A 21,968-nucleotide genomic window follows, 5' to 3' on the forward strand; every position below is an offset into this window, starting at 1 on the left:
TCGAACATCCGCCAGGACCACCCGGTTCAGGCGACGTCCTGCTTCATCTTCTGCGAGCGCTTGCGCTCGTTGGGGTCGAGGATCGCCTTGCGCAGGCGGATCGACTTCGGCGTGACCTCGACCAGCTCGTCGTCGTCGATCCAGGCCAGCGAGCGCTCGAGCGTCATGCGGATCGGCGGGGTCAGGCGCACCGCCTCGTCCTTCGAGGTGGTGCGGATGTTGGTGAGCTTCTTGCCCTTCAGAACGTTCACCTCCAGATCGTTCTCGCGGGTGTGCTCGCCGACGATCATGCCCTGATAGACCTTCCAGCCGGGCTCGATCATCATCGGGCCGCGGTCCTCGAGGTTCCAGAGCGCATAGGCCACGGCCTCGCCGGTCTCCATCGCGATCAGCACGCCGTTGCGGCGGCCGCCGATCTCGCCCTTGTAGGGCATGTAGTCATGGAACAGGCGGTTCATGATCGCGGTGCCGCGGGTGTCGGTCAGGAGTTCGCCCTGATAGCCGATCAGCCCGCGGGTCGGGGCGTGGAACATCAGGCGCAGGCGGTTGCCGCCGGACGGGCGCATCTCCAGCATGTCGGCCTTGCGCTCGGACATCTTCTGCACGACGACGCCGGAATGCTCCTCGTCGACGTCGATGATGACCTCCTCGATCGGCTCGAGCAGCTGGCCGCTCTCGTCGCGCTTCAGCACCACGCGCGGACGCGAGACGCCGAGCTCGAAGCCCTCGCGGCGCATCTGCTCGATCAGGATGGCGAGCTGGAGTTCGCCCCGGCCGGAGACGATGTAGCTGTCCTTGTCCTTGGCCTCTTCGATCTTCAGCGCGACATTGCCCTCGGCCTCCTTGAACAGGCGGTCGCGGATGACGCGGGTGGTGACCTTGTCGCCCTCGGTGCCCGCCAGCGGCGAGTCGTTGACCATGAAGGTCATCGAGACGGTCGGCGGGTCGATCGGCTGCGCCTTGATCGCGGTCTCGACGGACGGGTCGCAGAAGGTGTCGGCGACCGAGCCCTTCACGAGGCCGGCAATCGAGACGATGTCGCCGGGAATGGCTTCCTCGATCGGCGTACGCTCCAGGCCGCGGAAGGCGAGGATCTTGGTGATGCGCCCGCTTTCGACGAGGCTGCCATCGCCGGAGAGAACCTTGATCTGCTGATTGGGCTTGGCGGTGCCGGAGACGACGCGGCCGGTGATGATGCGGCCGAGATAGGGATTGGCCTCGAGCAGCGTGCCAAGCATGCGGAACGGGCCCTCCTCGATGCGCGGCTCGGGCACATGGCTGAGGATGAGGTCGTACATCGGCGCGAGCCCCTGGTCCTGCGGACCGGCCGGGTCATGCGCCATCCAGCCCTGCTTGCCCGAACCGTAGAGGATCGGGAAGTCGAGCTGCTCGTCGGTTGCGTCGAGCGCGGCAAAGAGATCGAAGACCTCGTTGATGACCTCGGTGACGCGGGCGTCGGGCTTGTCGACCTTGTTGATCGCGACGATCGGGCGCAGCCCGAGCTTCAGCGCCTTCGAGACCACGAATTTGGTCTGCGGCATCGGGCCCTCGGCGGCATCGACCAGCACGATCGCGGAATCGACCATGTTCAGGATGCGCTCAACCTCGCCGCCGAAATCGGCATGGCCCGGGGTGTCGACGATGTTGATCCGGACATCCTTCCAGACGACCGAGGTCGCCTTGGCGAGAATGGTGATGCCGCGCTCCTTCTCCAGTTCGTTGGAGTCCATCACACGTTCGATGACGCGCTGGTTGTCGCGGTAGGTGCCCGACTGCTGCAGCAGCTTGTCGACGAGCGTGGTCTTGCCGTGGTCGACGTGGGCGATGATGGCGATATTGCGCATGGACATGCGGGAAGGGCCTTTGTCATGGCCACAAGCCGGCGAGGATCGATGCCCTGCCGGCGCAGCCCGTCTCGAGGAAACTGGAATTCGCTGCGCTGCACATAAACGTTGACGGGCGTTTGGGCAACCACGAACGGCCCGACAGCCGGGCAATGGGTAAATCGCGGTTGCACGCGACAGCGTCAGATCGTGACGGCGGCGGCCCGGAGCTTGGCCTCGACGACCGCCCGGCCGACCTGATCGAAGACGAGACGGTAGGCGGCGATGGCGGAGGAATCGAGATTGCCCTCGCCGAAATCCCCGAGAACTTCGAGCAGGATGGCGTCGGCCTCGGCGCGGCAGCGATCGAGCGCCGCGGGGTCGGTCGTCGCCCGGATCTGCGGCAGGAGCGTCAGCATCCGGTCGAGTCCCAGCATCGCCTGCCGGCGCCGGGCCGCGCTTTCGCGCCCGAGCAGCCCGGCCGCGCCGGTCCCCAGCAGCGAGAGCGCCATCACGCCGAGATAGAACCAGTCGCCATAGCGCTCGAAGAAGGTCTTCTGCTCGCCATCGATGAAGGCGGCCGCGCCGGGATGGACCGGCAGGGGCGCATCCTTGTCGGTCGCCGGAGTCTCGAGTCCCTGGATCTGCGGCAGCTCCGCCGCCAGCGTCACGCGCAGCGCCAGGAGCGCGCTGACGAGATTGCCGACGACGTCCTCGTCGAGATCCTGCGAAGCCACGAGACGCGAGGTGACCGCGATGGTCGGCAGATTCTCCGCCGGTCGCGGCGGGTCGCCGCCGAGCGCACCGCGCACGATTTCACCGGTCTCGATGGTGCGGATCCGCGCCGCCAGCGCGTCCGCCTCGCGGATCGGGATCAGAACCGGATCCTCTCCCCAGGCCGAGCGCAGACGGCCCGCTCCGTCGCCGCCGGCCCGGGCGCCGACCGCATTGACGGAGAAGAAGGCATCGATCCGGCGCTCCTTCGCCGCCGGAACGACATCGTCCGGGGTCAGGCCGACGACCTCGACATCCGCCTGCTCGACTTCATATTGCGCCAGAACGAGCTTGAGCAGGGCGATGTTGCCGGGCGGATTGCGCACGACCCCGACGCGCCGGCCGCGCAGATCTGCAATGCGCCCAATCGCGCTCTGCTTGTCCGTGATCAGGAAAGGGAAGGAGCGGCGCGTGATGAGCGCCGTATCGGCCTTGGCCGGCAGCGCAATGTCAGGCCGGACGATGGCGAGGTCGGCCTCGCCGGAATCGATCTTGCGCGCGCTCTCCTCGGAGCCCTCCGTCAGGATGAGCCGCAGCCGGATCTGGGACTTCTCGCGGTTCAGCCCCTGAACGAAGCCCGCCGCCATCCGGGCATCCTCGGAGCGGAGCGGGCCGACGGCCAGGCGCAGCGTCCGTGGTTGGCTGACGACGTACGATATGGCCGCGGTGATGCCGGCCAGCGCCAGCAGCCCCGCGAGAATGGTGAAACCGCGCCGCCCCTTGCCGAACAATCGAGTCCGCCCGCCCTGTCGCCGCTTCGCTTCGCCGGCATCCGCCGGACGCGTCTAGCATTGCAACCTCTGCCATCATGTCGCAAGTGCGGCGGCCATCGCCTTCGTGTATGGCGGTCGGATGTCAGCCGCGCCCCCCTCCCTCGTCATCAAGATCTGCGGCCTCTCGACGCCCGAGACGCTGGAATCCGCGCTGGCAGCCGGCGCAGAAATGATCGGCCTCGTCTTCCATCCGAAGAGCCCGCGCTTCGTACAGCCGGAAGAGGCGGCCGTGCTGGCCGCGATGGCGCGTGGCCGTGCCGAGATCGTCGCGCTGGTCGTCGACCGCGACATCGCCGAGCTCACGGATCTCGTCGAGGCCGTCCGGCCGGACTGGCTGCAGTTGCATGGGCGCGAGACGCCCGAGACGGTCCGCGCCATCAAGGCCGCGACCGGGCTGCACGCGATCAAGGCGCTCGGCGTCGCGGACCGGCACGATCTCGCCGCCTTCGCCGCTTATGACGGCATCGCGGACCGCATCCTGCTCGACGCCAAGCCGCCGAAGGACGCCGCCTATCCCGGCGGGCACGGGCGCGCCTTCGACTGGTCGATCCTGGCGGCGCTCGACCGGGCTTCGCCCTTCATGCTATCGGGCGGGCTCGATCCGGCGAATGTGGCGCAGGCCATCGCGATGGCACGGCCCTGGGGCGTCGACGTCTCCTCCGGCGTGGAGCGGGCGCCCGGCGTCAAGGATGTCGACCGGATCACGGATTTCGTCGTCGCGGCCCGCGCCGCGGCGGCCGCAGCAACAGAGGCAGGCCGGTCATGAACGCCCCCCAGAACCCGAACACCTACCGCTCCGGCCCCGACGAGAACGGCCGCTTCGGCCTGTTCGGCGGGCGCTTCGTCGCCGAGACGCTGATGCCCCTCGTGCTCTCGCTGGAGCAGGCCTATGAAGCCGCCAAGGTCGATCCCGGCTTCCAGGCCGACATGGCGAGCTATCTCAAGCACTATGTCGGGCGGCCCTCGCCGCTCTATTTCGCCGAGCGCATGACCGAGCATCTCGGCGGCGCGAAGATCTATTTCAAGCGCGACGAGCTCAACCACACCGGCGCGCACAAGGTGAACAACGTGCTCGGCCAGATCCTTCTGGCGCGGCGGATGGGCAAGAAGCGCATCATCGCCGAGACCGGCGCCGGCCAGCACGGCGTCGCGACCGCAACGCTCTGTGCCCGCTTCGGGCTGGAATGCATCGTCTATATGGGCGCCGTCGACGTCGCCCGGCAGGCCAGCAACGTCTTCCGCATGAAGATGCTCGGCGCCAGCGTCGTGCCCGTCCAGTCCGGCACCAAGACGCTCAAGGACGCCATGAACGAAGCGCTGCGCGACTGGGTGACCAATGTCGCGACGACGTTCTACTGCATCGGCACGGCGGCCGGCCCGCACCCCTATCCCGCGATGGTGCGCGACTTCCAGTCGGTGATCGGCAGCGAGACCCGCGAGCAGATGCTGGAGGCGGAAGGCCGCCTGCCGGATTCGCTGATCGCGGCGATCGGCGGCGGTTCCAACGCAATCGGCCTGTTCCACCCCTTCCTCGACGACCCGAGCGTCAGGATGTGGGGCGTCGAGGCGGCCGGCCATGGCCTCTCGACCGCGCAGCACGCGGCATCGCTGACCGGCGGCAAGCCCGGCGTCCTCCACGGCAACCGGACCTATCTGCTGATGGACGAGGATGGGCAGATCAAGGACGCGCATTCGATCTCGGCCGGGCTCGACTATCCCGGCATCGGGCCGGAGCATGCCTGGCTGCACGACACCGGCCGCGTCACCTACATCTCCGCCACCGATGACGAGGCGCTCTCGGCTTTCCAGCTCTGCTCGAAGCTCGAAGGCATCATCCCCGCGCTGGAGCCGGCCCATGCGCTGGCCAAGGTGATCGAGCTCGCCCCGACCCTGCCGAAGGACCACCTGATGGTGATGAATCTCTGCGGGCGTGGCGACAAGGACATCCCACAGGTGGCGGAAATCCTCGGCGGCATGTGAGCGAAAACGCCCGCTTCGGCGGGATAATCGCGACCACCCCCTCGACTCATAGCCCCGATCCAGCAACCATGAGTTGTCCCGGCCCATCTGGCGCCGGACAGTCTCGTCGTTGCGTGGGGCGGAGCCGGGCCAGTGGGGGGCAGCGGTCACGACAGGCAAGCGGAGGTTTCGGCGCCGGCCTCGACCGGCCTGCCGGTCGAAATCGCTTTTCTCGCGCGCCAGGGCATCGCACCGGCCGATCTCGTCGCAGTGGCGCGACGCGCCGAACGTGACCGGACCGAGCCCGCCCGCGAGGTGCTCGCGCGTGGGCTGATCGACGAGGAGAGCCTCTACCGCGCGCTGGCGGCCGAGCTCGGCCTCCCCTTCCAGGCCGGCCCCTTCGCCCTGAGGCCGGGCGGCGAGCATGCGGCGATCCTGCGCGGCGGCATCGCACCCATTCTCGCCGAGCCCTTCGGCCGCCACCGCTTCGTCCTGGCTCCCGAAGGACCGGCGCTGCGAGCCATGCTGGAGGCCGGACCGCGCCGGCGCGACGATGTCGCCGTGGTGACACCAAGACGTTTCGCAGCGGCCCTGCGCGAGGCCAATGCCGAGAGGCTCGCGCAGCGCGCCGCCAATCGCGACGCGCCCGGCCTCGCCCGCGACAGTGCCCGCACCGGCTCCAGCCGCGGCCAGCGCATCACGGCCGCTCTCGCCGCAGCAGCCGCGCTCGCCGGCGCCGTGGTCGCGCCGCTCGAGACGTTCTTTGCGGTCGCGCTGCTGCTGGGCCCGCTCTTCCTCGGGCTGATCCTTCTGCGGCTCGGGGCGGCAATCGAGCAGCCGCTGCCCGATCTCTGGCGCCGGCATCGCTGGCGCGTCGACGACAGCCGGCTGCCGGTCTACAGCGTGGCGATTCCGCTCTACCGCGAGGAGAGGGTGCTGGAGCAGATGCTCGAAGCCCTCCGGCACCTCGACTATCCGCCGGCGAAGCTCGACATTCGCCTGTTGATCGAGGCCGACGACACCGGCATGCAGAGCGCGCTGTCGCGGCTGCCCCTGCCGCCGCAGATCCAGGTCACGATCGTGCCGCCCGGCGAACCGCGGACGAAACCGCGGGCGCTCAATCTCGCCCTGATCGAGGCCCGCGGCGAGCTGTTCACGATCTTCGACGCTGAGGACATCCCCGATCCGCAGCAACTGCGCATGGCGGCGGCGCGCTTCCTGCGCGCGCCGGAGGATCTCGCCTGCCTGCAGGCGCGCCTCGTGATCGACCATCCGGGCGAAGGGCTGCTCCCGGCCCTGTTCGCGCTGGAATATGCCGGGCTGTTCGAGGTGCTGAACCCCGGCCTGCTGAGAGCGGGCCTGCCGATCATGCTGGGGGGCACCTCCAACCATTTCCGCACACGCGCGCTGCGGGCAGTCGGTGGCTGGGATGCGTGGAACGTCACGGAGGATGCCGATCTCGGCGTCAGGCTGGCGCGCGCCGGCTACCGCATGGGCGACCTGCCCTCGCAGACGCGGGAAGAGGCCCCGCTGACGTTGCGGGCCTGGCTGAAGCAGCGCGCTCGCTGGATCAAGGGCTACATGCAGACGCTGGTGACGCATTCGCGCGCGCCGCTGACGGTGCTGCGCGAGGCGGGGCTGCCGGCCGCCTTCGCCTTCCTCTCGCTCGGGCTCGGCACGGTCGTCACCGCGCTGGCCTATCCGGTCTTCGCGATCGCCGCCTTCCTGGCCTGGCGCGAGGGCTCGCTCCTGGCGCCGTCGCATGTCTTCGGCAGCGTCGCCTCGGCGCTGGCGGTCGGTGTCTGGCTGTTCGGCGCGGTGGCGCTGTTCCTGCCGCCGGCACTGGGCGCGCTGCGCCGCGGCTCACCGAAGCTCCTGCTGCTGCTCCCGCTGCTGCCGCTCTATTACGGGCTGGTCTGCATCGCCGCCTGGATGGCGCTGCACGAGTACCGGGCTCGCCGCTTCGCCTGGAACAAGACGGCCCATGGGCTGGCGCGGCGGCGCGCTCCCCTGTCGGAAAGCGCTGCGCCTACAGGTGACGCAGCCATTCCTGCGCCGCCTGCGCCGGCGGCTGCTCGATGTTGAAGGCGCCGATGAAGCCGCCATCCTTGCCCATGAGATAGACGAGCGCCGTGTGGTCCATGGTGTAGTCGTCGCCCTGGAGCGGGACCTTGCGGGCATAGGCGCGGTAGGCCTTGATCATCGCGTCGATGGCGGGCCGGTCGCCACTCAGGCCGACGATGCGCGGATCGAAGGAGCCGAGATAGCTCTTCATGATCTCGGGCGTGTCGCGCTCGGGATCGACGGTGACGAAAAGCGCGCGCAGCTTCTCGCCCTTCGGCCCCGCCGCGCGCAGCACCTCCGAAATCTCGAAGAGCTTGGTCGGGCAGATGTCCGGGCAATGGGTGAAGCCGAAGAAGACCAGGAAGGGCGCGCCGCGCAGATCCTGGTCGCTCAGCTTCGACCCGTCCTGAGCGACCAGGGTGAAGGGACCGCCGACGCTGGCGGTACCCGAGCCGGACTGGCCCTGCCGGCCGGGCGCGAAGGTCAGCACCGCAGCGGCGGCGAGCGCCAGCGCGCCGACGAGAAAGACGACGAGGGGCAGGACGAGACGGCGGTTCACGGCAGGAATCCCGGTGGAGGGGGCGAGGAGCGCCCGGACGGCTGAGCCCGTCAGAAACAGGCGACGATGGCGGCGATGAGGCCGTCGGTGAAAAGACGATCGCCCTCGCGCCACCAGAGCAGGAGTCCTGCGAGCAACAGCGTCAGGGCGGCGCCGCACAGGAGCAGGATGCCGAGCCGCGAGGCGGCCGCGTCCTGTGCCCCATCGATCTCGGATGTCACACCATCATCGCGGCTGGTCATAATCACCAGCATACAGCCACCGGGCGCTCGCCGGAAGCGGCATCCGTGACGCAGGCCCTCGCCTGACCTGCGGCCGAAGCTATGCAAACGCGCGTTTTTCGGACCGCCGACATGAACAAGGCCCGCCGCGTGCCGCGCGGCGGGCCTCGCCTGGACGTCCGCGATCAGGCTGCCTTGGCGACGGCGGCCTTGTTCGCCGGGCCGCCGAGCTGGGTCAGCGCCTTGTCAGTCTTGGTTTCCTCGGCCAGCGTCTCGTCGAGCAGCTTGACCGCGTCCTTGTGTCCGAGCTGGGCGGCCCAGGCCTTCAGCGTGCCATAGCGCGCGATCTCGTAATGCTCCACGGCCTGCGCGGAGGCGACGAGACCGGCATCGAGCGCCGGGCTATCGGCATAATCCTCCATCACGGCCTTGCCCTCGTCGAGAATGCCGAGAATGGCGTCGCAGGTCTTGCCGCGGGGCGCCTTGCCGATCAGTTCGAAGACCTCGCCGAGACGCTCGACATGGCCTTCCGTCTCGGCCTTGTGGGTCTCGAACGCCTTCTTCAGATCGGGCGACGTCGCCGCCTTCGCCATCTTTGGCAGAGCCTTGAGGATCTGCTTTTCGGCGTAATAGACGTCCTTCAACATGTCGTGGAACAGTTCGTCGAGCGGCTTGGGCTGCGACTGCTTGGGGTCGGACTGCTTGGGATTGGTAGCCATCGGTGTTCTCCGGGGTTTGCCTGGTCGCCCAACCGCAGAGAACCGGCTCTGTTCCACTCCCGTTCGCAGGTTTATTTGCGGAACTCTTTCGAGCAATCTGCCGTTTCCTTGAGCACCGGCGACCCAGGTCGCCCCGACTCACGGAGAATTCCCATGAAGAAGCTGCTCATCGTGACGATGCTCGTCTCGGCGACCTCGTTCGGCGCCATGGCGCAGACCTCAACCACCTCGCCCATGCCGGCGCCCCAGGCCGACACCGACCAGAACGCCCCGCTGCCCGGCGCCAACAGCTTCACCGAAGGCCAGGCCAAGAGCCGGCTCGAAGCGAACGGCTACTCCAACGTGACCGAGCTCAAGAAGGACGAGAACGGCGTCTGGAAGGGCATGGCCATGCATGGCGGTGCCCGGGTCAACGTCTCCGTCGATTATCGCGGCAACATCGTCCGCAACTGATCCATCCCGTCTTCAATTGCCATTCGGAGGTCACCATGACCCGCACCATCACCCGTTCCTATGACAGCTACACGATCGCCGCCGACGTGGTCGAGCGGCTCGAGACCGCCGGCATCCCGGCATCCGACATCAGCCTGGTCGGCCGCGACGAGCGCGGCGAGGAGAGCAACGCGGCCGAGGGCGCCGGCATCGGCGCCGGCGTCGGCGGTGCGGCCGGCCTGCTGGCCGGGCTCGGCATGCTCGCGATCCCCGGCATCGGCCCGGTCGTTGCGGCGGGCTGGCTCGCCGCCACCGCGGCGGGTGCCGTCGCCGGTGCCGCCGCGGGCGGCCTGGTCGGCTCCTTCATGAGCGCCGGCGTCGACGAGGAGGATGCGCATTACTACGCCGAGACCGTGCGTCGCGGCGGCAGCGTCGTCTCGGTGAAGACGAGCGAGGCCCAGGCCCCGGCGGCCGAGGCGATCATGGACGGCGCCACGCCGATCAACCGCGACGCCCGTCTCGCCCAGTACCGCCAGGAGGGCTGGTCGCGCTTCGACGAGAAGGCCGAGCCCTACCGCGCCACCGCGCCGCTGGTGTGATCTTTCATAAGATCGACGACAGCCTCCGGGGTTCGCGCCCTGGAGGTTTTTTCATGCGCGGGATACGCCAAAACCGGCCGCGGAGTGGTGCGGGAAGGGTCAAGCCTGTGACGAGGGGGATTGGAGCGGGCGATCGGGATCGAACCGACGACATTCAGCTTGGGAAGCTGACGTTCTACCACTGAACTACGCCCGCATGCGTCGCAGCGGCCCGTGAGGCGGCGCGAAGCAGCACGTTCATAGCGCCTGCTGCGGCGGGTGTCATCCGGGAATCGCGGATGGCGCCGCGGCGTCAGTCGCGGAAATGCTTGGAGAGTTTGAGCGCCTGGCCCTGATAGTTCGACTTCAGCCCGGCGCCATAGAGCGCGGCGGGGCGGCTCGCCATCGCCTCATAGACCAGCCGGCCGACGATCTGCCCGTCCTCGATGATGAAGGGCACGTCGCGCGAGCGGACCTCGAGCACGGCACGCGCACCCTGGCCGCCGGCGCCGCTATGGCCGAAGCCGGGATCGAAGAAGCCGGCATAATGCACGCGGAATTCGCCGACGAGCGCGTCAAAAGGCGTCATCTCGGCGGCGAAATCGGGCGGCACATGCACCGCCTCCTTGGAGGCGAGGATGTAGAACTGGCCGGGATCGAGGATCAGCGCGCGCGAGCCGTCGCTGGGGATCGGCTCCCAGAACTCGGAGGCGCGGTAGGCGCCGACGCGGTCGACGTCGATCAGTGCGGTGTGGTGCTTGCCGCGATAGCCGATCAGCCCGTCGAAGCCCGAGAGATCGACGCTGACGGCGACGCCGCCCTGGAAGGAAGGCTCGGCCGCCGTGACCAGGGTCTCGCGCTTATTCAACTCGCCCAGCGCCCTGTCATCGAGCCGGGTCTCGCCCGCCCGGAAGCGGATCTGCGAGAGACGCGAGCCCGAGCGCACCAGCACCGGGAAGGTGCGCGGCGAGATCTCGATGAAGAGCGGGCCCTCGTAGCCGTCCTCGACCAGATCGAATTCGCGGGCGCAATCGGTGATGATGCGGGTGAAGACGTCGAGTCGGCCCGTGGAGCTCTTGGGGTTGGCGGCGGCGCGCAGGCCGGCCGGGAGCTTCAGCCCCTCCATCAGCTCGGCGATGTAGACGCAGCCGGTCTCCAGAACCGCACCACGGGTCAAGTCGATCTCATGCAAGGCGAGATCATCCAGCCGGCGCCGGACCGTGCGGTCGGGACCGGGGAGAAAGCTGGCGCGGACGCGATAGGCCTTCTCGCCCAGGCGCAGATCGAGGCTGGCGGGCTGGATCTGGCCCTCGGCCGGCGGCTGGGCGAGGCGGATCGCGCCGGCCTCGATGAAGGCGCGGATGCAGTGGTCGGGCTGGATGCCGGGCTGGAGGGTCAGCATGCGAAATCCCGGAAGGACAATCGGCCACGCCTAGCGAAGCCGCGCGCAAAGGCCAAGCGCGGACGCCGCGGCGAGGCGGCGGCGGCACGGGTTGTCCACGCGAGAATGGCGGGCTCCGGCATTGACCCTTCCGCCCCGGCCTCGCTAACAAGTCTGCGGCCCGCCGGGCCGGGCGCATCAGGACGGAGCCGTCGCGATGTATCAGGCTGAGACGCAGGGCGTGCGGGTGACCGCCGTGCCGAGCTTCATGGAGGGGGAATCCTCTCCGGCCCAGGGCCGCTATTTCTGGGCCTATACCATCGAGATCCTCAATCTCTCGGCGCGGACGGTGCAGCTGATGAGCCGGCACTGGTTCATCACCGACGGGCGCGGCGAGGTCCATGAGGTGCGCGGCGAGGGCGTCGTCGGGCAGCAGCCGGTGCTGCGGCCGGGCGAGAGCTACAGCTACACCTCCGGCTGCCCGCTGATGACGCCGGACGGCTCGATGCGCGGCTTCTATGCGATGCTGGCCGAGGACGGCACGATCTTCGATGTCGCGGTGCCGCTGTTTCCGCTCGATTCCCCTTATGTGAAGAAGGTTCTGCATTGACCCTGTCCTCCTCCACGGGCCAGCGCCTGGCGCCGCTCGACATGCTCGCCCGGCTCGTCGCCTTCGACACGGTGAGCCACAAATCCAATCTGGAGCTGATCGCCTTCGTCGAGGCCTATCTCGCCGGCTGGGGCGTCGCCTCGATCCGGATTCCCAACGCCACGGGCGACAAGGCGGCGCTGTTTGCGACGATCGGCCCGCAGGACCGTGGCGGCATCCTGCTCTCGGGGCATACCGATGTGGTGCCGGTGGAGGGCCAGGCCTGGAGCCGCGACCCGTTCACGCTGCATATCGAGGATGGCCGGGCCTATGGCCGCGGCGCCGTCGACATGAAGGGCTTCATCGCGCTGGCGCTTGCGCTGGTGCCGGATTTCGTGGCGGCGGATCTCAAGACGCCGATCCACCTGTTCTTTTCCTATGACGAGGAGGTCACCTGCCTCGGCGTCGTCGACGGCATCGCCCGGATGGGCATGGATCTGCCCAAGCCGCGCGCCGTCATCGTCGGTGAGCCGACCTCGCTGGAGCTGGCCGACGCGCATAAGGGCATCCGCACCTTCTTCACGACGATCACCGGCGTCGCCGCCCATTCCTCCAAGCCGCATCTCGGCGCGAGCGCCGTTCATGGCGGCATCCGGCTCACGGCCGGGCTGGTGGCGATGGCCGACGCGCTGGAGGCCAGCCCCGACGGCAGCGGGCGCTTCGACCCGCCCTATGACACCGTCCATGTCGGCAAGCTCCATGGCGGCATCGCCCGCAACATCCTGGCCGATCGCTGCGACCTCTCCTGGGAGGTCAGGACGCTGCCGGGCTCGGACCCGGAGGATGTGCCGGCGCGCTTCGCCGCGCTGTCGCAGGAGGTGCTGGCCCGGATGCGCAAGACCGCGCCTTCGGCTGCAATCGAGACGGTGATGAGTTCGGACGTGCCGGGGCTTGCGCCCGATCCGGGTTCGGAGGCCGAGACGCTGGTGATGCGGCTGGCGGGCCGCAACCGCACGATCGCGGTCGCCTATGCGACGGAAGCCGGGCATTTCCAGCGCGCGGGGCTGCCGACCATCGTCTGCGGTCCCGGCTCGATCGACCAGGCGCATCAGCCCGACGAGTACATCACGCTGGAGCAGTTCGCCGCGGGCGAGGCCTTCATGCGCAAGCTGATGGCGGAGTGCCGGGCGTAGGGTCCGCCCGGCGACCTATCCGGCCGCCGCTTCCGCCTCGATCAGCCCGACGAGTTCGTCGAGCGCCGACAGACGGGAGAGGCGCCGGTAGCGCGGCGCACCGACCGGCTCCTCGGCATGCTCCAGCGCCCAGGTGAGCTCGTGCGGGATGTGGACGGCCCAGGCGCCGGCGGCAAGCGCGGGCAGAATGTCCGACTTCAGCGAATTGCCGACCATCATCGCATGCTGCGGGCCATCGCCATGGCGCTCGAAGATGCGGCGGTAGACTTCCTGTGTCTTGTCGCTGACGATCTCGACGCCGTGGAACAGTTCGCCGAGGCCGGACTGCGCCAGCTTGCGCTCCTGGTCGAAGAGATCGCCCTTCGTGATCAGGACGAGGCGGTGGCTGGCGGCGAGCCGCTCCAGCGTCTCGCGCGCCTGCGGCAGGGTCTCGACCGGATGGGCCGCCATCTCGCGGCCGGCGGCGAGGATCTCGCCGATGACGGAGGCCGGGACGGTGCCGTCGGTGATCTCGATCGCGGTCTCGATCATCGAGAGCACGAAGCCCTTGATGCCGAAACCGTAGAAGGCGAGGTTGCGGCGCTCGGCCTCGAGCAGCCGCCCGGAGATCTCGGCGGCGGCGCCATGGTCGCCGAGCAGGGCGACGAAGCGCTCCTCGGTCAGGCGGAAGAAGCGCTCGTTCTGCCAGAGCGTGTCGTCGGCGTCGAAGCCGATCGTGGTGATGGGGCGCGTCATCGGTCCCGCTCCCTTCGGCCGGCCGGTCAGGCCCCGGCGGACAGGCCTTCCTCAACCTCGCCGGGCGTGAAGACATAGCGCCGCGAGCAGAATTCGCAGGTCACGGCGAGCTGCCCGTCATCGGCGACCATCGCGCCACGGTCTTCCGGGGCGAAGCCGCGGAGCATGCCGAGCACCCGCTCGCGCGAGCAGCGGCAGTCCTCATGGACGAGAACCGGCTCGAAGACGCGGGCGCCGCGCTCGTGGAACAGGCGATAGAGCAGGCGCTCGCTCTCCAGAAGCGGGTCGAGCAGTTCGTGATCCTCAACCGTCTCGACGAGCGAGCGCGCCTCGGCCCAGGCATCGTCGCTGATGCCGTCGGGGTCCGGGGCGGTCAGGATCTCGTGGCCCTGCGGCGCATCCCCGGGGTGGATGTCGGCGGCCCGAAGGCGGTCGACCGAATGCGGCATGAACTGCACGAGCAGGCCGCCGGCCCGCCACTGGCGGCCCTCGCCGGTGACGATCGAGCCGACGCCGAGGCGCACCCGACTCGGGATCTGCTCCGACTGACGGAAATACTGGTGCGCCGCCTCCTCGAGGCTCTGGCGTGTCAGCGCCACGACGCCCTGATAGCGCGTGGTCGCCGAGCCCTGGTCGACCGTCATGGCGAGGTGGCCCTCGCCAAGAAGATCGCCCGTCGAGAGCCGGCCCGCGGCCTCCGCCTCCGCCAGCCGCTCCGCATCGAAATGGGCGACGGCGCGATAGACATCGGGCGCGTTGAAGTCGACGACGAGCATCGAGATCGGCCCGTCGCTCTTGGTCTGGAGCTGGAAGCGGCCCTCGAATTTCAGCGCCGTACCGAGCAGCACGGTCAGCGCCGCCGCCTCGCCGAGCACGCGCGCCACGGGCTCCGGATAGCCGTGCCGGGCGAGGATCGTGTCGATCGAGGCGCCCAGCCGCACGACGCGGCCGCGGACGTCCAGATCGGGCACGGTGAAGGGGACGACGCGGTCGTCGAGCGCGGTCACTTCCGTGCCGCTGTCGGTTCCGTCCATCAGGCGGCAACCCCGCCGAAGCACCAGGCGAGGATGCCTTTCTGCGCATGCAGGCGGTTCTCGGCCTCGTCGAAGACGGCCGATTGCGGGCCGTCCATGACGGCGTCGGTGACCTCTTCGCCGCGGCTGGCCGGCAGGCAATGCATGAAGATGGCGTCCTTTTCGGCCCGGCCGAGCAGGCGCTCGTCGACCTGGTAGGGCCGCAGCAGGTTGTGACGCGTGCCTTCCTCGTCGCCCATCGAGACCCAGCAATCGGTGATGACGCAATCGGAACCCTCGACCGCCGCTTCCGGCCGCGTGGTCAGGGACAGTTTCGCACCCTGCTGCTTCGCCCAGGCGAGCAGCGCCGGCGGCGGCGCCAGTTCGGCGGGCGTGGCGATGGCGAGCTCGAAATCGAGCCGGCCGGCGGCGTGGATCCAGGAGGTCAGCACATTGTTGGTGTCGCCCGTCCAGGCGATGCGCTTGCCCCTGATCGGGCCCTTGCGCTCCTCGAAGGTCATGACATCGGCCATGACCTGGCAGGGATGCTGGCGCTTGGTCAGGCCGTTGATCACCGGGACGGTGGCGTGCTGGGCCATCTCGACCACGGCGTCGTGGTCGAGCATGCGAATCATGATGGCGTCGACATAGCGCGAGAGCACGCGGGCGGTGTCGGCGATGGTCTCGCGCTCGCCGAGTTCGATCTCGCGGCCGGTCACCATCATCGGCGAGCCGCCGAGCTCACGGATGCCGACATCGAAGGAGACGCGCGTGCGAAGGCTCGGCTGTTCGAAGACCATGGCGACGACCTTGCCCTCGAGCAGGCGGTCGCCGACGGCCGCCGGGGTGCGGCGGCGGGACTTGATCTCCTCGCCGGCGCGCAGGATCGCGCGCAGCTCGGTCGCGGAGAAATCGGAGAGATCGAGGAAATGGCGCGTCACGGGCGCATCCTTCGCTTGCCAGATGGGGGCGTGGCCGGTGCTACTCGGCCGCGGGCCGCTTCAGCGAGGCCTCGATGGCACTCGCCGCGCGGTCGAGACGGGCGACCGCCTCGGCCACCTCCGCCTCGCCGATGATCAGCGGCGGGAGCAGGCGCACGACATTGTCACCTGCCGCAACGACGAGAAGGCCCGCGGCGCGCGCCTCGGTGACGAAATCGGTGTTCGGCGTATGCAGCTTGAGGCCGAGCATCAGCCCCTCGCCGCGGATCTCGGCGATAACCTGCGGGTGCTTGTCCTTGAGCTCGGCCAGCGACTGCTTCAGCCGCAGCGCGATCTGCCCGACCTTCTCGATGAAGCCCGGCGCCAGGACGACGTCCAGCACCGCATTGCCGACGGCCATGGCGAGCGGATTGCCGCCGAAGGTGGTGCCATGGGTGCCGAGCGTCATGCCCGAGGCGGCCTCTTCCGTGGCGAGGCAGGCGCCCATGGGGAAGCCGCCGCCGATGCCCTTGGCGACCGACATGATGTCGGGCGTCACGCCCGAGAGCTCATGGGCGAAGAACTTGCCGGTGCGGCCGACGCCGGTCTGGATCTCGTCGAAGATCAGCAGCAGCCCGCGCTCGTCGCAGAGCGTGCGCAGGCCGCGCAGGCATTGCGGCGGCACCGAGCGCAGCCCGCCCTCACCCTGGATCGGCTCGATCATGATGGCGGCCGTCTCGTCGGTGATCGCGGCCTCGAGTGCCGGATGGTCGCCGAACGGGACCTGGTCGAAGCCGTCGACCTTGGGGCCGAAGCCCTCGATATACTTCTGCTGGCCGCCGGCCGCGATCGTCGCCAGCGTGCGGCCATGGAAGGCACCCTCGAAGGTGATGATGCGGTAGCGCTCGGGATGCCCCTTCGCGGCATGGTATTTCCGCGCCATCTTGATGGCAGCCTCGTTGGCCTCGGCCCCCGAATTGGCGAAGAAGACGCGATCGGCGAAGGTCGCCTCACAGAGACGCCGCGCCAGCTTCTCGCCCTCGGGCATCGTGTAGAGGTTCGAGGTGTGCCAGATCTTGCCGGCCTGGGTCGTCAGCGCCTCGACCAGATGCGGATGGGCATGGCCGAGCGAATTCACCGCGATGCCGGCGCCGAAATCGAGATAGCGCGTGCCGTCGGCGGTGATCGACCAGGGGCCTTCGCCGCGCTCGAAGGCGACGGGCGCCCGCGCATAAGTCGGCAGGAGGACGGACGGAGCGGCGGAAGCGGAAACGGGGGCAGAGGCCATGGGATGCGATCCTCGCGACGGGCGATGGTGAAAACGGAGTGGCGCCGGACTGAAACGGTGGTCCGGGCGAGACGGCGCCAGCCTCAGCTGCGCAGCCGCATACGACCCGGCGACGACGTTATCGTCGCAGCCAGAGTCCGGTTTCTCGTCGCGCCGTCATCCGCATCGATGAAAATGCCCTGATCCGTAAAACATAAGCGCCGCCCGAAAGGGCGGCGTCGTTACGCAGCGACTATGCAAAAGGGCATGGCGGCTGTCAATTCGCCGCGCATCGAGGGACCGGCCCCACCGCCGCGGCAGTGTTGCCGAAAGGATTCGGTTTTGCCCGGATTGACAAATCGACTGGGGAAAAGGCGATTTCCGATTCGCCGACTCTTGTCGCCGAGTCAGGGCATCTTGTAGGGTCTGCCTCGTCAGATACGACATTTCGTGCGGCGACCCCTGTATCCGTCAGTTTCGACTGTAACGGCTTCCGTCTTGCGGCGGGCGCCGGGGGTATCGGATTCCGCCACGATCCGCCCAGAGGACGGTTCCGCCAGGAGCCGCCCGGAGAAGACAGGTGAGCCGATGAACGAAGCCGGAGCATGGACGGAAGAGCGCGTCGAGCTTTTGAAGAAGCTCTGGAGCGACGGTCTCAGCGCCAGCCAGATCGCCGCCGAGCTCGGCAGCGTGACGCGCAACGCCGTGATCGGGAAGGTGCACCGCCTCGGCCTGTCCGGGCGCGCCAAGAACCCGGCCGCTGCCAGCACCCCGCGCACGGCCGCGCCCCGCAAGGCGCCGACGCGCTCGCCGAGCCATCCGATGAGCGGCCCGTCCTCCAACCCGGGCGCGATGACGCGCGGCGCCAATGCGCTCGCGCCGCAATATGCTCCCGAGCCGGAAGCCCAGGCCGAGCCGGCGCCCGCCCCGTCGGAGGATGTGGTGATCCCCTTCTCCGAGCGCGTCACCATCATGGATCTGCGCGAATATATGTGCCGCTGGCCGATGGGCGATCCGACCACGCCGGAATTCCGCTTCTGCGGCGGGCGCTCGCAGACCGGCATGCCCTATTGCAGCTACCACGCCCGCATCGCCTACCAGCCGGCCGCCGACCGCCGCCGCGACCGCAGCAAGGTCCGCGCCTGAGGCGTGAGATCGCCGAAACAGTCCCGAAAGCCGGCCTTGCGGCCGGCTTTTTTGCTTGGGGGACACTGAAACGAAACAATTTGAGTAAAATCTCTACCGCAAGCTTAATTCGCCGCCCCTAGGCTCTTGGCGCCTATGGAGCGTTGCGATGCCGCCTTTCTATCTGCTGCCGTCCCTGATGCGCGCCGCAATTTGGCGCCCGTTCTTGCCCGCACAGACAGAGCCGCACCCGCTTTCGCTCATCGTGCTGGCCCTGTTGGCGAGCGCAGCCGCCATTCTGTTCGAGCGTATACTGGGCGGCGAAGGTAGCTCTTTCCAGCTCTACGGTATCAACTCCGCCCTGCTCGGATCGGTCATCGTCATCGCCTTCGCCGGCCTGTGCGCACCGCGAGGCCGACGAGCGACCTGCATCGCCGTTCTGCTGGGCCTTTCGATCCTCTCCAGCCTCGCACTCGCGCTGGCCGCACAGGCGGCCGCGGCACTCTCCCCCGCCGATGCGGATGCCGACTCGTGGTCGATGCTGATCTTCTGGATGGCGATCGCGCTCGGCATCGTCATCTGGGCAGTCGGCGCGGTTGCGACGGTCCTGCGTAGTCTCGACACGGGCGAGGTCCGTCGCCCCATCCTGCGGGCCTCCGGGGCCCTGCTCGGCATCCTCGTGATGTCCGTTCTGATGCCCTACTGGCCGACTTTCCCCGGCCAGAATTTCAGCAAGGCGACCGCCAATGTCTGGGAACTCATTTCCGCCTACCAAGCGAGTCGATCCGAGCCTTCGACGGACAGAGTTGCCGACGAAAACGGCTGGGCAGACATCGAACTGATCCAATCCCGCCTCCTTGATCAGAAGATTGCGGCGATCGCGCCACGCCGACCAGAAGCGCCCAATCTTTTTGTGCTGGGCGTTGCCGGATGGAGCGATCAGAGTGTTTTTCTGTCAGAGACGAGAGGAGCCCTTGGCGTCATCGCGGAACGCTTCAATACTGGCGGCCACTCGATGCGGCTGATCAACAATCGCGCAACGGTTTCGGACGACCCCATCGCCACGGTTACGAACCTAGGCGGCGCGCTCCGCGGCATCGCCGCGCGAATGGACACCCAAAACGATGCCCTTCTGATTTTGCTGACGTCCCACGGCAATTCGATGGGCGTAGGGCTAGAGTTCGACCCGCTGGTCCGTCGCATCTTAAGCCCCACCGTGCTCAAGCGCGCGCTCTACGATTCAGGAATCAAGAACCGGATCATCATCGTCTCGGCCTGCTATTCCGGGGTCTTCGTCCCGGACCTCGCGGATGAGAACACCGTCGTCATCACCGCGTCCTCCGCCACGACGAACTCCTTCGGTTGCTCCAACGAGCGGGAGTGGACCTATTTCGGCGATGCCTTCTTCAACCTGGCACTGAGAACGGCGCCGACCCTGGCAGCCGCATTCGAGCAGGCCAAAGCTCTCGTTTCGGAATGGGAGCAGCGCGACGGGCTGAAACCGTCGCAACCGCAAATCCACATCGGCGAATCCATCAGCCGGCTGATGCCGCTGGTCGGTGCCCCGACCCTTCCACCGAAGGAAGGCCAGGAAGCACGGCTCCGGAACTGACGGCGACGCGAACGCCGCGTCTCAGCGATGCTGGCGTTGGCCCAGCCTTTCGAGATGGCGGCTCCAGCGCGAGAGCGCGAAGCAGATCAGCCAGTAGATCGAGCCCGAGAAGACATAGGCCTCCATGTTCATGCCGACCCAGGCGGGGTCGGCCAGCGAGGCCTGGGCGATGCCGAGCAGGTCGAGGATCGAGACCACCAGCACGAGCGTGGTGTTCTTCACCAGCGCGATGAACTCGTTGGTCATCGCCGGCAGCGAAATGCGCAGCGCCTGGGGCAGGATGATCAGCCCCGTCGCCTTCCAGTAGGTCAGGCCGAGCGCGGTCGCCGCCTCGCGCTGGCCAGGCGGGAGCGCCTGCAGGCCGCCGCGCACCGCTTCGGCCATATAGGCGGCGATGACGAGGCCGAGACCGATGACGGCGCGCGCCAGCCGGTCGATGCCGACGCCGCCGGGCAGGATCAGCGGCAGCAGGAGCGAGGCCAGGAAGATCACCGCGATGATCGGCACGCCGCGCCAGAACTCGATGAAGAGCACGCTGATCAGCCGGACGATCTTGAGCTGCGACTGGCGCCCGAGTGCGAGCAGGATGCCGAGCGGGATCGCGATCAGGCTGGCATAGACCGAGATGAACAGGGTCAGCATCAGCCCGCCCCATTCGCGCGTCTCGATCCAGCGCAGGCCGAAACCACCCGCGAGCAGCCAGATGCCGAGCGGCGGCAGCACGACCAGCGCCGCGACCGCCAGCTTCAGTCTCAAGCGCGACGGCGCGAAGACGATGGCGGCGGTGGCGAGCGCGAAGAGGATACCGGCGAGATCGGCGCGCCAGCGCTCGCCCTGCGGGTAGAGCCCGTACATGAACTGGCCGAAGCGGGCCTTGACGAAGACCCAGCAGGCGCCGCCTGCCGCGCAATCGGCCCGCGTCGTGCCGCTCCAGCTCGCATCAATCAGCGCCCAGCGGATGATCGGGATCGCCAGCCAGGCGATTCCCGCCGCGAGCAGCAGGGTGACGACGCCGGTGGCGGGCGTGCCGAACAGGCGCTGGCGCCAGAGGGAGGCGGAGGCCGCGCTCATCGCGTCACCAGGGCGATGCGGGCGTTGTACCAGTTCATGAAGGCCGAGACCGCGAGCCCTATGACGAGATAGACGGCGAGCGTCATGGCGATGATCTCGATCGCCTGGCCGGTGTTGTTGAGCGCCGAGCCCATGAACAGGCTGACCACGTCGGGATAGGCGATGGCGGCGCCGAAGGACGAGTTCTTCAACACGTTCAGATACTGGTTGGTCAGCGGCGGGATCATCACGCGCAGCGCCTGCGGGATGGTGACGAGCCGGAGGATGCGCCCCGGACGCAGGCCGAGCGCGGCGGCGGCCTCGGTCTGGCCGCGCGGCACGGCCTGAATGCCGCCGCGCACGATCTCGGCGATGAAGCCCGCCGTATAGGTGACGAGCGCCGCCAGCAGGGCGACGAATTCGGGGATGATCACGAAGCCGCCGCGGTAGTTGAAGCCGCGCAGCACGGGAATGTCCCAGCCGGTCGCGAGGCTCGCCCAGGTCACGACGAGAACGGGCAGGACAACGACCAGCAAAAGACCGATGAGCAGAACCGGCGCATCCTGTCCCGTGCGCTCCTTGCGGCGGCGGGCCCAGGCGGCGACCAGCGCCTGCGCGATCCAGGACAACAGGATCGCCGCGACAGCCCAGCGGAAATTCGCCGGCGCCTCCGGCAGCGGGATGGTCAGGCCGCGGTTGTTGAGGAAGGCGACGCCGAACATGCTGACGCTGTCGCGCGGCGCGGGCAGGGCGGCGATGACCCCGAAATACCAGAACAGCACGAAGAACAGCAGCGGGATGTTGCGGACGAACTCGATATAGGCGCCGGCGATGGTCGAGAGCAGCCAGTGCGAGGACAGGCGCGCGATGCCGATGATGAAGCCGAGCCCCGTCGCGAGGACCAGCGCGGCGACCGTCACCAGCAGCGTGTTGACGACGCCAACCCAGAACAGGTCGAACACCGTGCTGGCGCGGGTGTAGTTCGTCAGCACGAAGGGCACGTCGATGCCCGAATTGCGCCAGAGGAAATCGAATCCCGAGGCGATGCCGGCCTTGACCATGTTCTCCGAGGCATTGCGCACGAAGAAGACGGTCAGGGCCACGAGCCCGAGCAGCAGCGCCGCCTGGTAGATCCAGTCGCGGACGCGCTTGTCGTTGAAGAGGGCGAGGGCTTTGGTCAC

General features: G+C 68.3%; 21 protein-coding genes and 1 tRNA gene. 9 read left to right on the forward strand and 13 right to left on the reverse strand.

The window, feature by feature from the left end; genetic code table 11:
• Positions 1 to 26: 26 nt before the first annotated feature.
• Both typA and SJY11_RS02910 read right to left on the reverse strand, forming a co-directional pair.
• Positions 27 to 1,850: a translational GTPase TypA gene (typA, locus tag SJY11_RS02905; RefSeq protein ID WP_326912472.1), complete on the reverse strand. Its 1,824-nt coding sequence runs from the start codon at positions 1,848 to 1,850 to the stop codon at positions 27 to 29.
• A gap of 176 nt (positions 1,851 to 2,026) precedes the next feature.
• Positions 2,027 to 3,328 carry a TAXI family TRAP transporter solute-binding subunit gene (locus SJY11_RS02910; protein ID WP_376984955.1) on the reverse strand — a complete coding sequence of 434 codons (1,302 nt, stop codon included), beginning with the start codon at positions 3,326 to 3,328 and terminating at the stop codon, positions 2,027 to 2,029.
• A gap of 121 nt (positions 3,329 to 3,449) precedes the next feature.
• On the opposite strand from SJY11_RS02910, the gene SJY11_RS02915 reads away from it, so the two are divergent.
• The 3 genes from SJY11_RS02915 to SJY11_RS02925 all read left to right on the forward strand — a co-directional run bounded on the left by SJY11_RS02915 (position 3,450) and on the right by SJY11_RS02925 (position 7,414).
• On the forward strand, positions 3,450 to 4,136 hold the full coding sequence (locus SJY11_RS02915) for a phosphoribosylanthranilate isomerase (protein ID WP_376984956.1): 687 nt from the start codon (positions 3,450 to 3,452) through the stop codon (positions 4,134 to 4,136).
• Positions 4,133 to 5,350 carry a tryptophan synthase subunit beta gene (gene trpB, locus SJY11_RS02920; protein WP_326912475.1) on the forward strand — a complete coding sequence of 406 codons (1,218 nt, stop codon included), beginning with the start codon at positions 4,133 to 4,135 and terminating at the stop codon, positions 5,348 to 5,350. Before SJY11_RS02915 ends, trpB begins: the two co-directional genes overlap by 4 nt.
• A 132-nt stretch (positions 5,351 to 5,482) precedes the next feature.
• Positions 5,483 to 7,414: a glycosyltransferase gene (locus SJY11_RS02925; RefSeq protein ID WP_376984957.1), complete on the forward strand. Its 1,932-nt coding sequence runs from the start codon at positions 5,483 to 5,485 to the stop codon at positions 7,412 to 7,414.
• Here the strand turns inward: SJY11_RS02925 and SJY11_RS02930 are convergent.
• From SJY11_RS02930 to SJY11_RS02940, 3 genes are all read right to left on the reverse strand, one after another.
• On the reverse strand, positions 7,359 to 7,952 hold the full coding sequence (locus SJY11_RS02930; protein WP_376984958.1) for an SCO family protein: 594 nt from the start codon (positions 7,950 to 7,952) through the stop codon (positions 7,359 to 7,361). The two genes, SJY11_RS02925 and SJY11_RS02930, sit on opposite strands and share 56 nt — an antisense overlap.
• Before the next feature lie 50 nt (positions 7,953 to 8,002).
• Complete coding sequence (locus SJY11_RS02935) at positions 8,003 to 8,194, reverse strand: hypothetical protein (protein WP_376984959.1); 192 nt, start codon at positions 8,192 to 8,194, stop codon at positions 8,003 to 8,005.
• A gap of 164 nt (positions 8,195 to 8,358) precedes the next feature.
• Positions 8,359 to 8,892: a YciE/YciF ferroxidase family protein gene (locus SJY11_RS02940; RefSeq protein WP_376984960.1), complete on the reverse strand. Its 534-nt coding sequence runs from the start codon at positions 8,890 to 8,892 to the stop codon at positions 8,359 to 8,361.
• A 153-nt stretch (positions 8,893 to 9,045) separates the two neighbouring features.
• Between SJY11_RS02940 and SJY11_RS02945 the strand changes: the two genes are divergently transcribed.
• Together SJY11_RS02945 and SJY11_RS02950 are read left to right on the forward strand one after the other, a co-directional pair.
• Positions 9,046 to 9,345 carry a PepSY domain-containing protein gene (locus SJY11_RS02945; protein WP_376984961.1) on the forward strand — a complete coding sequence of 100 codons (300 nt, stop codon included), beginning with the start codon at positions 9,046 to 9,048 and terminating at the stop codon, positions 9,343 to 9,345.
• A 35-nt stretch (positions 9,346 to 9,380) separates the two neighbouring features.
• Positions 9,381 to 9,923: a hypothetical protein gene (locus SJY11_RS02950; protein ID WP_376984963.1), complete on the forward strand. Its 543-nt coding sequence runs from the start codon at positions 9,381 to 9,383 to the stop codon at positions 9,921 to 9,923.
• 121 nt (positions 9,924 to 10,044) lie between these two features.
• On the opposite strand, the gene SJY11_RS02955 is transcribed toward SJY11_RS02950, so the two are convergent.
• Both SJY11_RS02955 and SJY11_RS02960 read right to left on the reverse strand, forming a co-directional pair.
• A tRNA-Gly gene (locus tag SJY11_RS02955) sits at positions 10,045 to 10,119 on the reverse strand.
• Between the two features lie 96 nt (positions 10,120 to 10,215).
• Positions 10,216 to 11,304: a 2'-deoxycytidine 5'-triphosphate deaminase gene (locus SJY11_RS02960; protein ID WP_376984964.1), complete on the reverse strand. Its 1,089-nt coding sequence runs from the start codon at positions 11,302 to 11,304 to the stop codon at positions 10,216 to 10,218.
• Between the two features lie 196 nt (positions 11,305 to 11,500).
• On the opposite strand from SJY11_RS02960, the gene apaG reads away from it, so the two are divergent.
• The gene (gene apaG / locus SJY11_RS02965) at positions 11,501 to 11,893 is read left to right on the forward strand and encodes a Co2+/Mg2+ efflux protein ApaG (RefSeq protein WP_291827526.1); all 393 of its coding nucleotides are present in this window, start codon (positions 11,501 to 11,503) and stop codon (positions 11,891 to 11,893) included.
• A complete protein-coding gene (argE, locus tag SJY11_RS02970) occupies positions 11,890 to 13,065 on the forward strand; it encodes an acetylornithine deacetylase (RefSeq protein ID WP_376984965.1) in 1,176 nt (391 codons plus the stop codon). Before apaG ends, argE begins: the two co-directional genes overlap by 4 nt.
• 15 nt (positions 13,066 to 13,080) lie before the next feature.
• Here the strand turns inward: argE and SJY11_RS02975 are convergent, their stop codons facing one another.
• Genes SJY11_RS02975 through SJY11_RS02990 form a run of 4 tightly spaced genes read right to left on the reverse strand, consistent with a single transcriptional unit; the run spans position 13,081 to position 17,021 of the window.
• A complete protein-coding gene (locus SJY11_RS02975) occupies positions 13,081 to 13,800 on the reverse strand; it encodes an HAD family hydrolase (protein WP_376984966.1) in 720 nt (239 codons plus the stop codon).
• Between the two features lie 26 nt (positions 13,801 to 13,826).
• On the reverse strand, positions 13,827 to 14,834 hold the full coding sequence (locus tag SJY11_RS02980) for an Hsp33 family molecular chaperone (protein ID WP_376984967.1): 1,008 nt from the start codon (positions 14,832 to 14,834) through the stop codon (positions 13,827 to 13,829).
• Positions 14,834 to 15,754 carry an ornithine carbamoyltransferase gene (gene argF, locus SJY11_RS02985; RefSeq protein ID WP_376984968.1) on the reverse strand — a complete coding sequence of 307 codons (921 nt, stop codon included), beginning with the start codon at positions 15,752 to 15,754 and terminating at the stop codon, positions 14,834 to 14,836. The genes SJY11_RS02980 and argF overlap by 1 nt, the downstream gene beginning before the upstream one ends.
• Before the next feature lie 40 nt (positions 15,755 to 15,794).
• On the reverse strand, positions 15,795 to 17,021 hold the full coding sequence (locus SJY11_RS02990) for an aspartate aminotransferase family protein (protein ID WP_376984969.1): 1,227 nt from the start codon (positions 17,019 to 17,021) through the stop codon (positions 15,795 to 15,797).
• A gap of 567 nt (positions 17,022 to 17,588) precedes the next feature.
• Here SJY11_RS02990 and SJY11_RS02995 point away from each other — a divergent pair.
• Together SJY11_RS02995 and SJY11_RS03000 are read left to right on the forward strand one after the other, a co-directional pair.
• Complete coding sequence (locus SJY11_RS02995) at positions 17,589 to 18,146, forward strand: GcrA family cell cycle regulator (protein WP_069053235.1); 558 nt, start codon at positions 17,589 to 17,591, stop codon at positions 18,144 to 18,146.
• A gap of 148 nt (positions 18,147 to 18,294) precedes the next feature.
• Positions 18,295 to 19,737 (forward strand): C13 family peptidase, encoded by a 1,443-nt coding sequence (locus SJY11_RS03000; protein WP_376984970.1) that lies wholly within the window; start codon positions 18,295 to 18,297, stop codon positions 19,735 to 19,737.
• A gap of 21 nt (positions 19,738 to 19,758) precedes the next feature.
• Here SJY11_RS03000 and SJY11_RS03005 read toward each other — a convergent pair whose 3' ends face one another.
• Together SJY11_RS03005 and SJY11_RS03010 are read right to left on the reverse strand one after the other, a co-directional pair.
• Entirely contained in the window at positions 19,759 to 20,808 is a 1,050-nt protein-coding gene (locus SJY11_RS03005; RefSeq protein WP_376984971.1) for an amino acid ABC transporter permease, read from the reverse strand.
• Complete coding sequence (locus tag SJY11_RS03010) at positions 20,805 to 21,968, reverse strand: amino acid ABC transporter permease (RefSeq protein ID WP_376984972.1); 1,164 nt, start codon at positions 21,966 to 21,968, stop codon at positions 20,805 to 20,807. Before SJY11_RS03010 ends, SJY11_RS03005 begins: the two co-directional genes overlap by 4 nt.

The organism is Allobosea sp. R86505 (assembly GCF_042466375.1).
GTDB lineage: Bacteria > Pseudomonadota > Alphaproteobacteria > Rhizobiales > Beijerinckiaceae > Allobosea.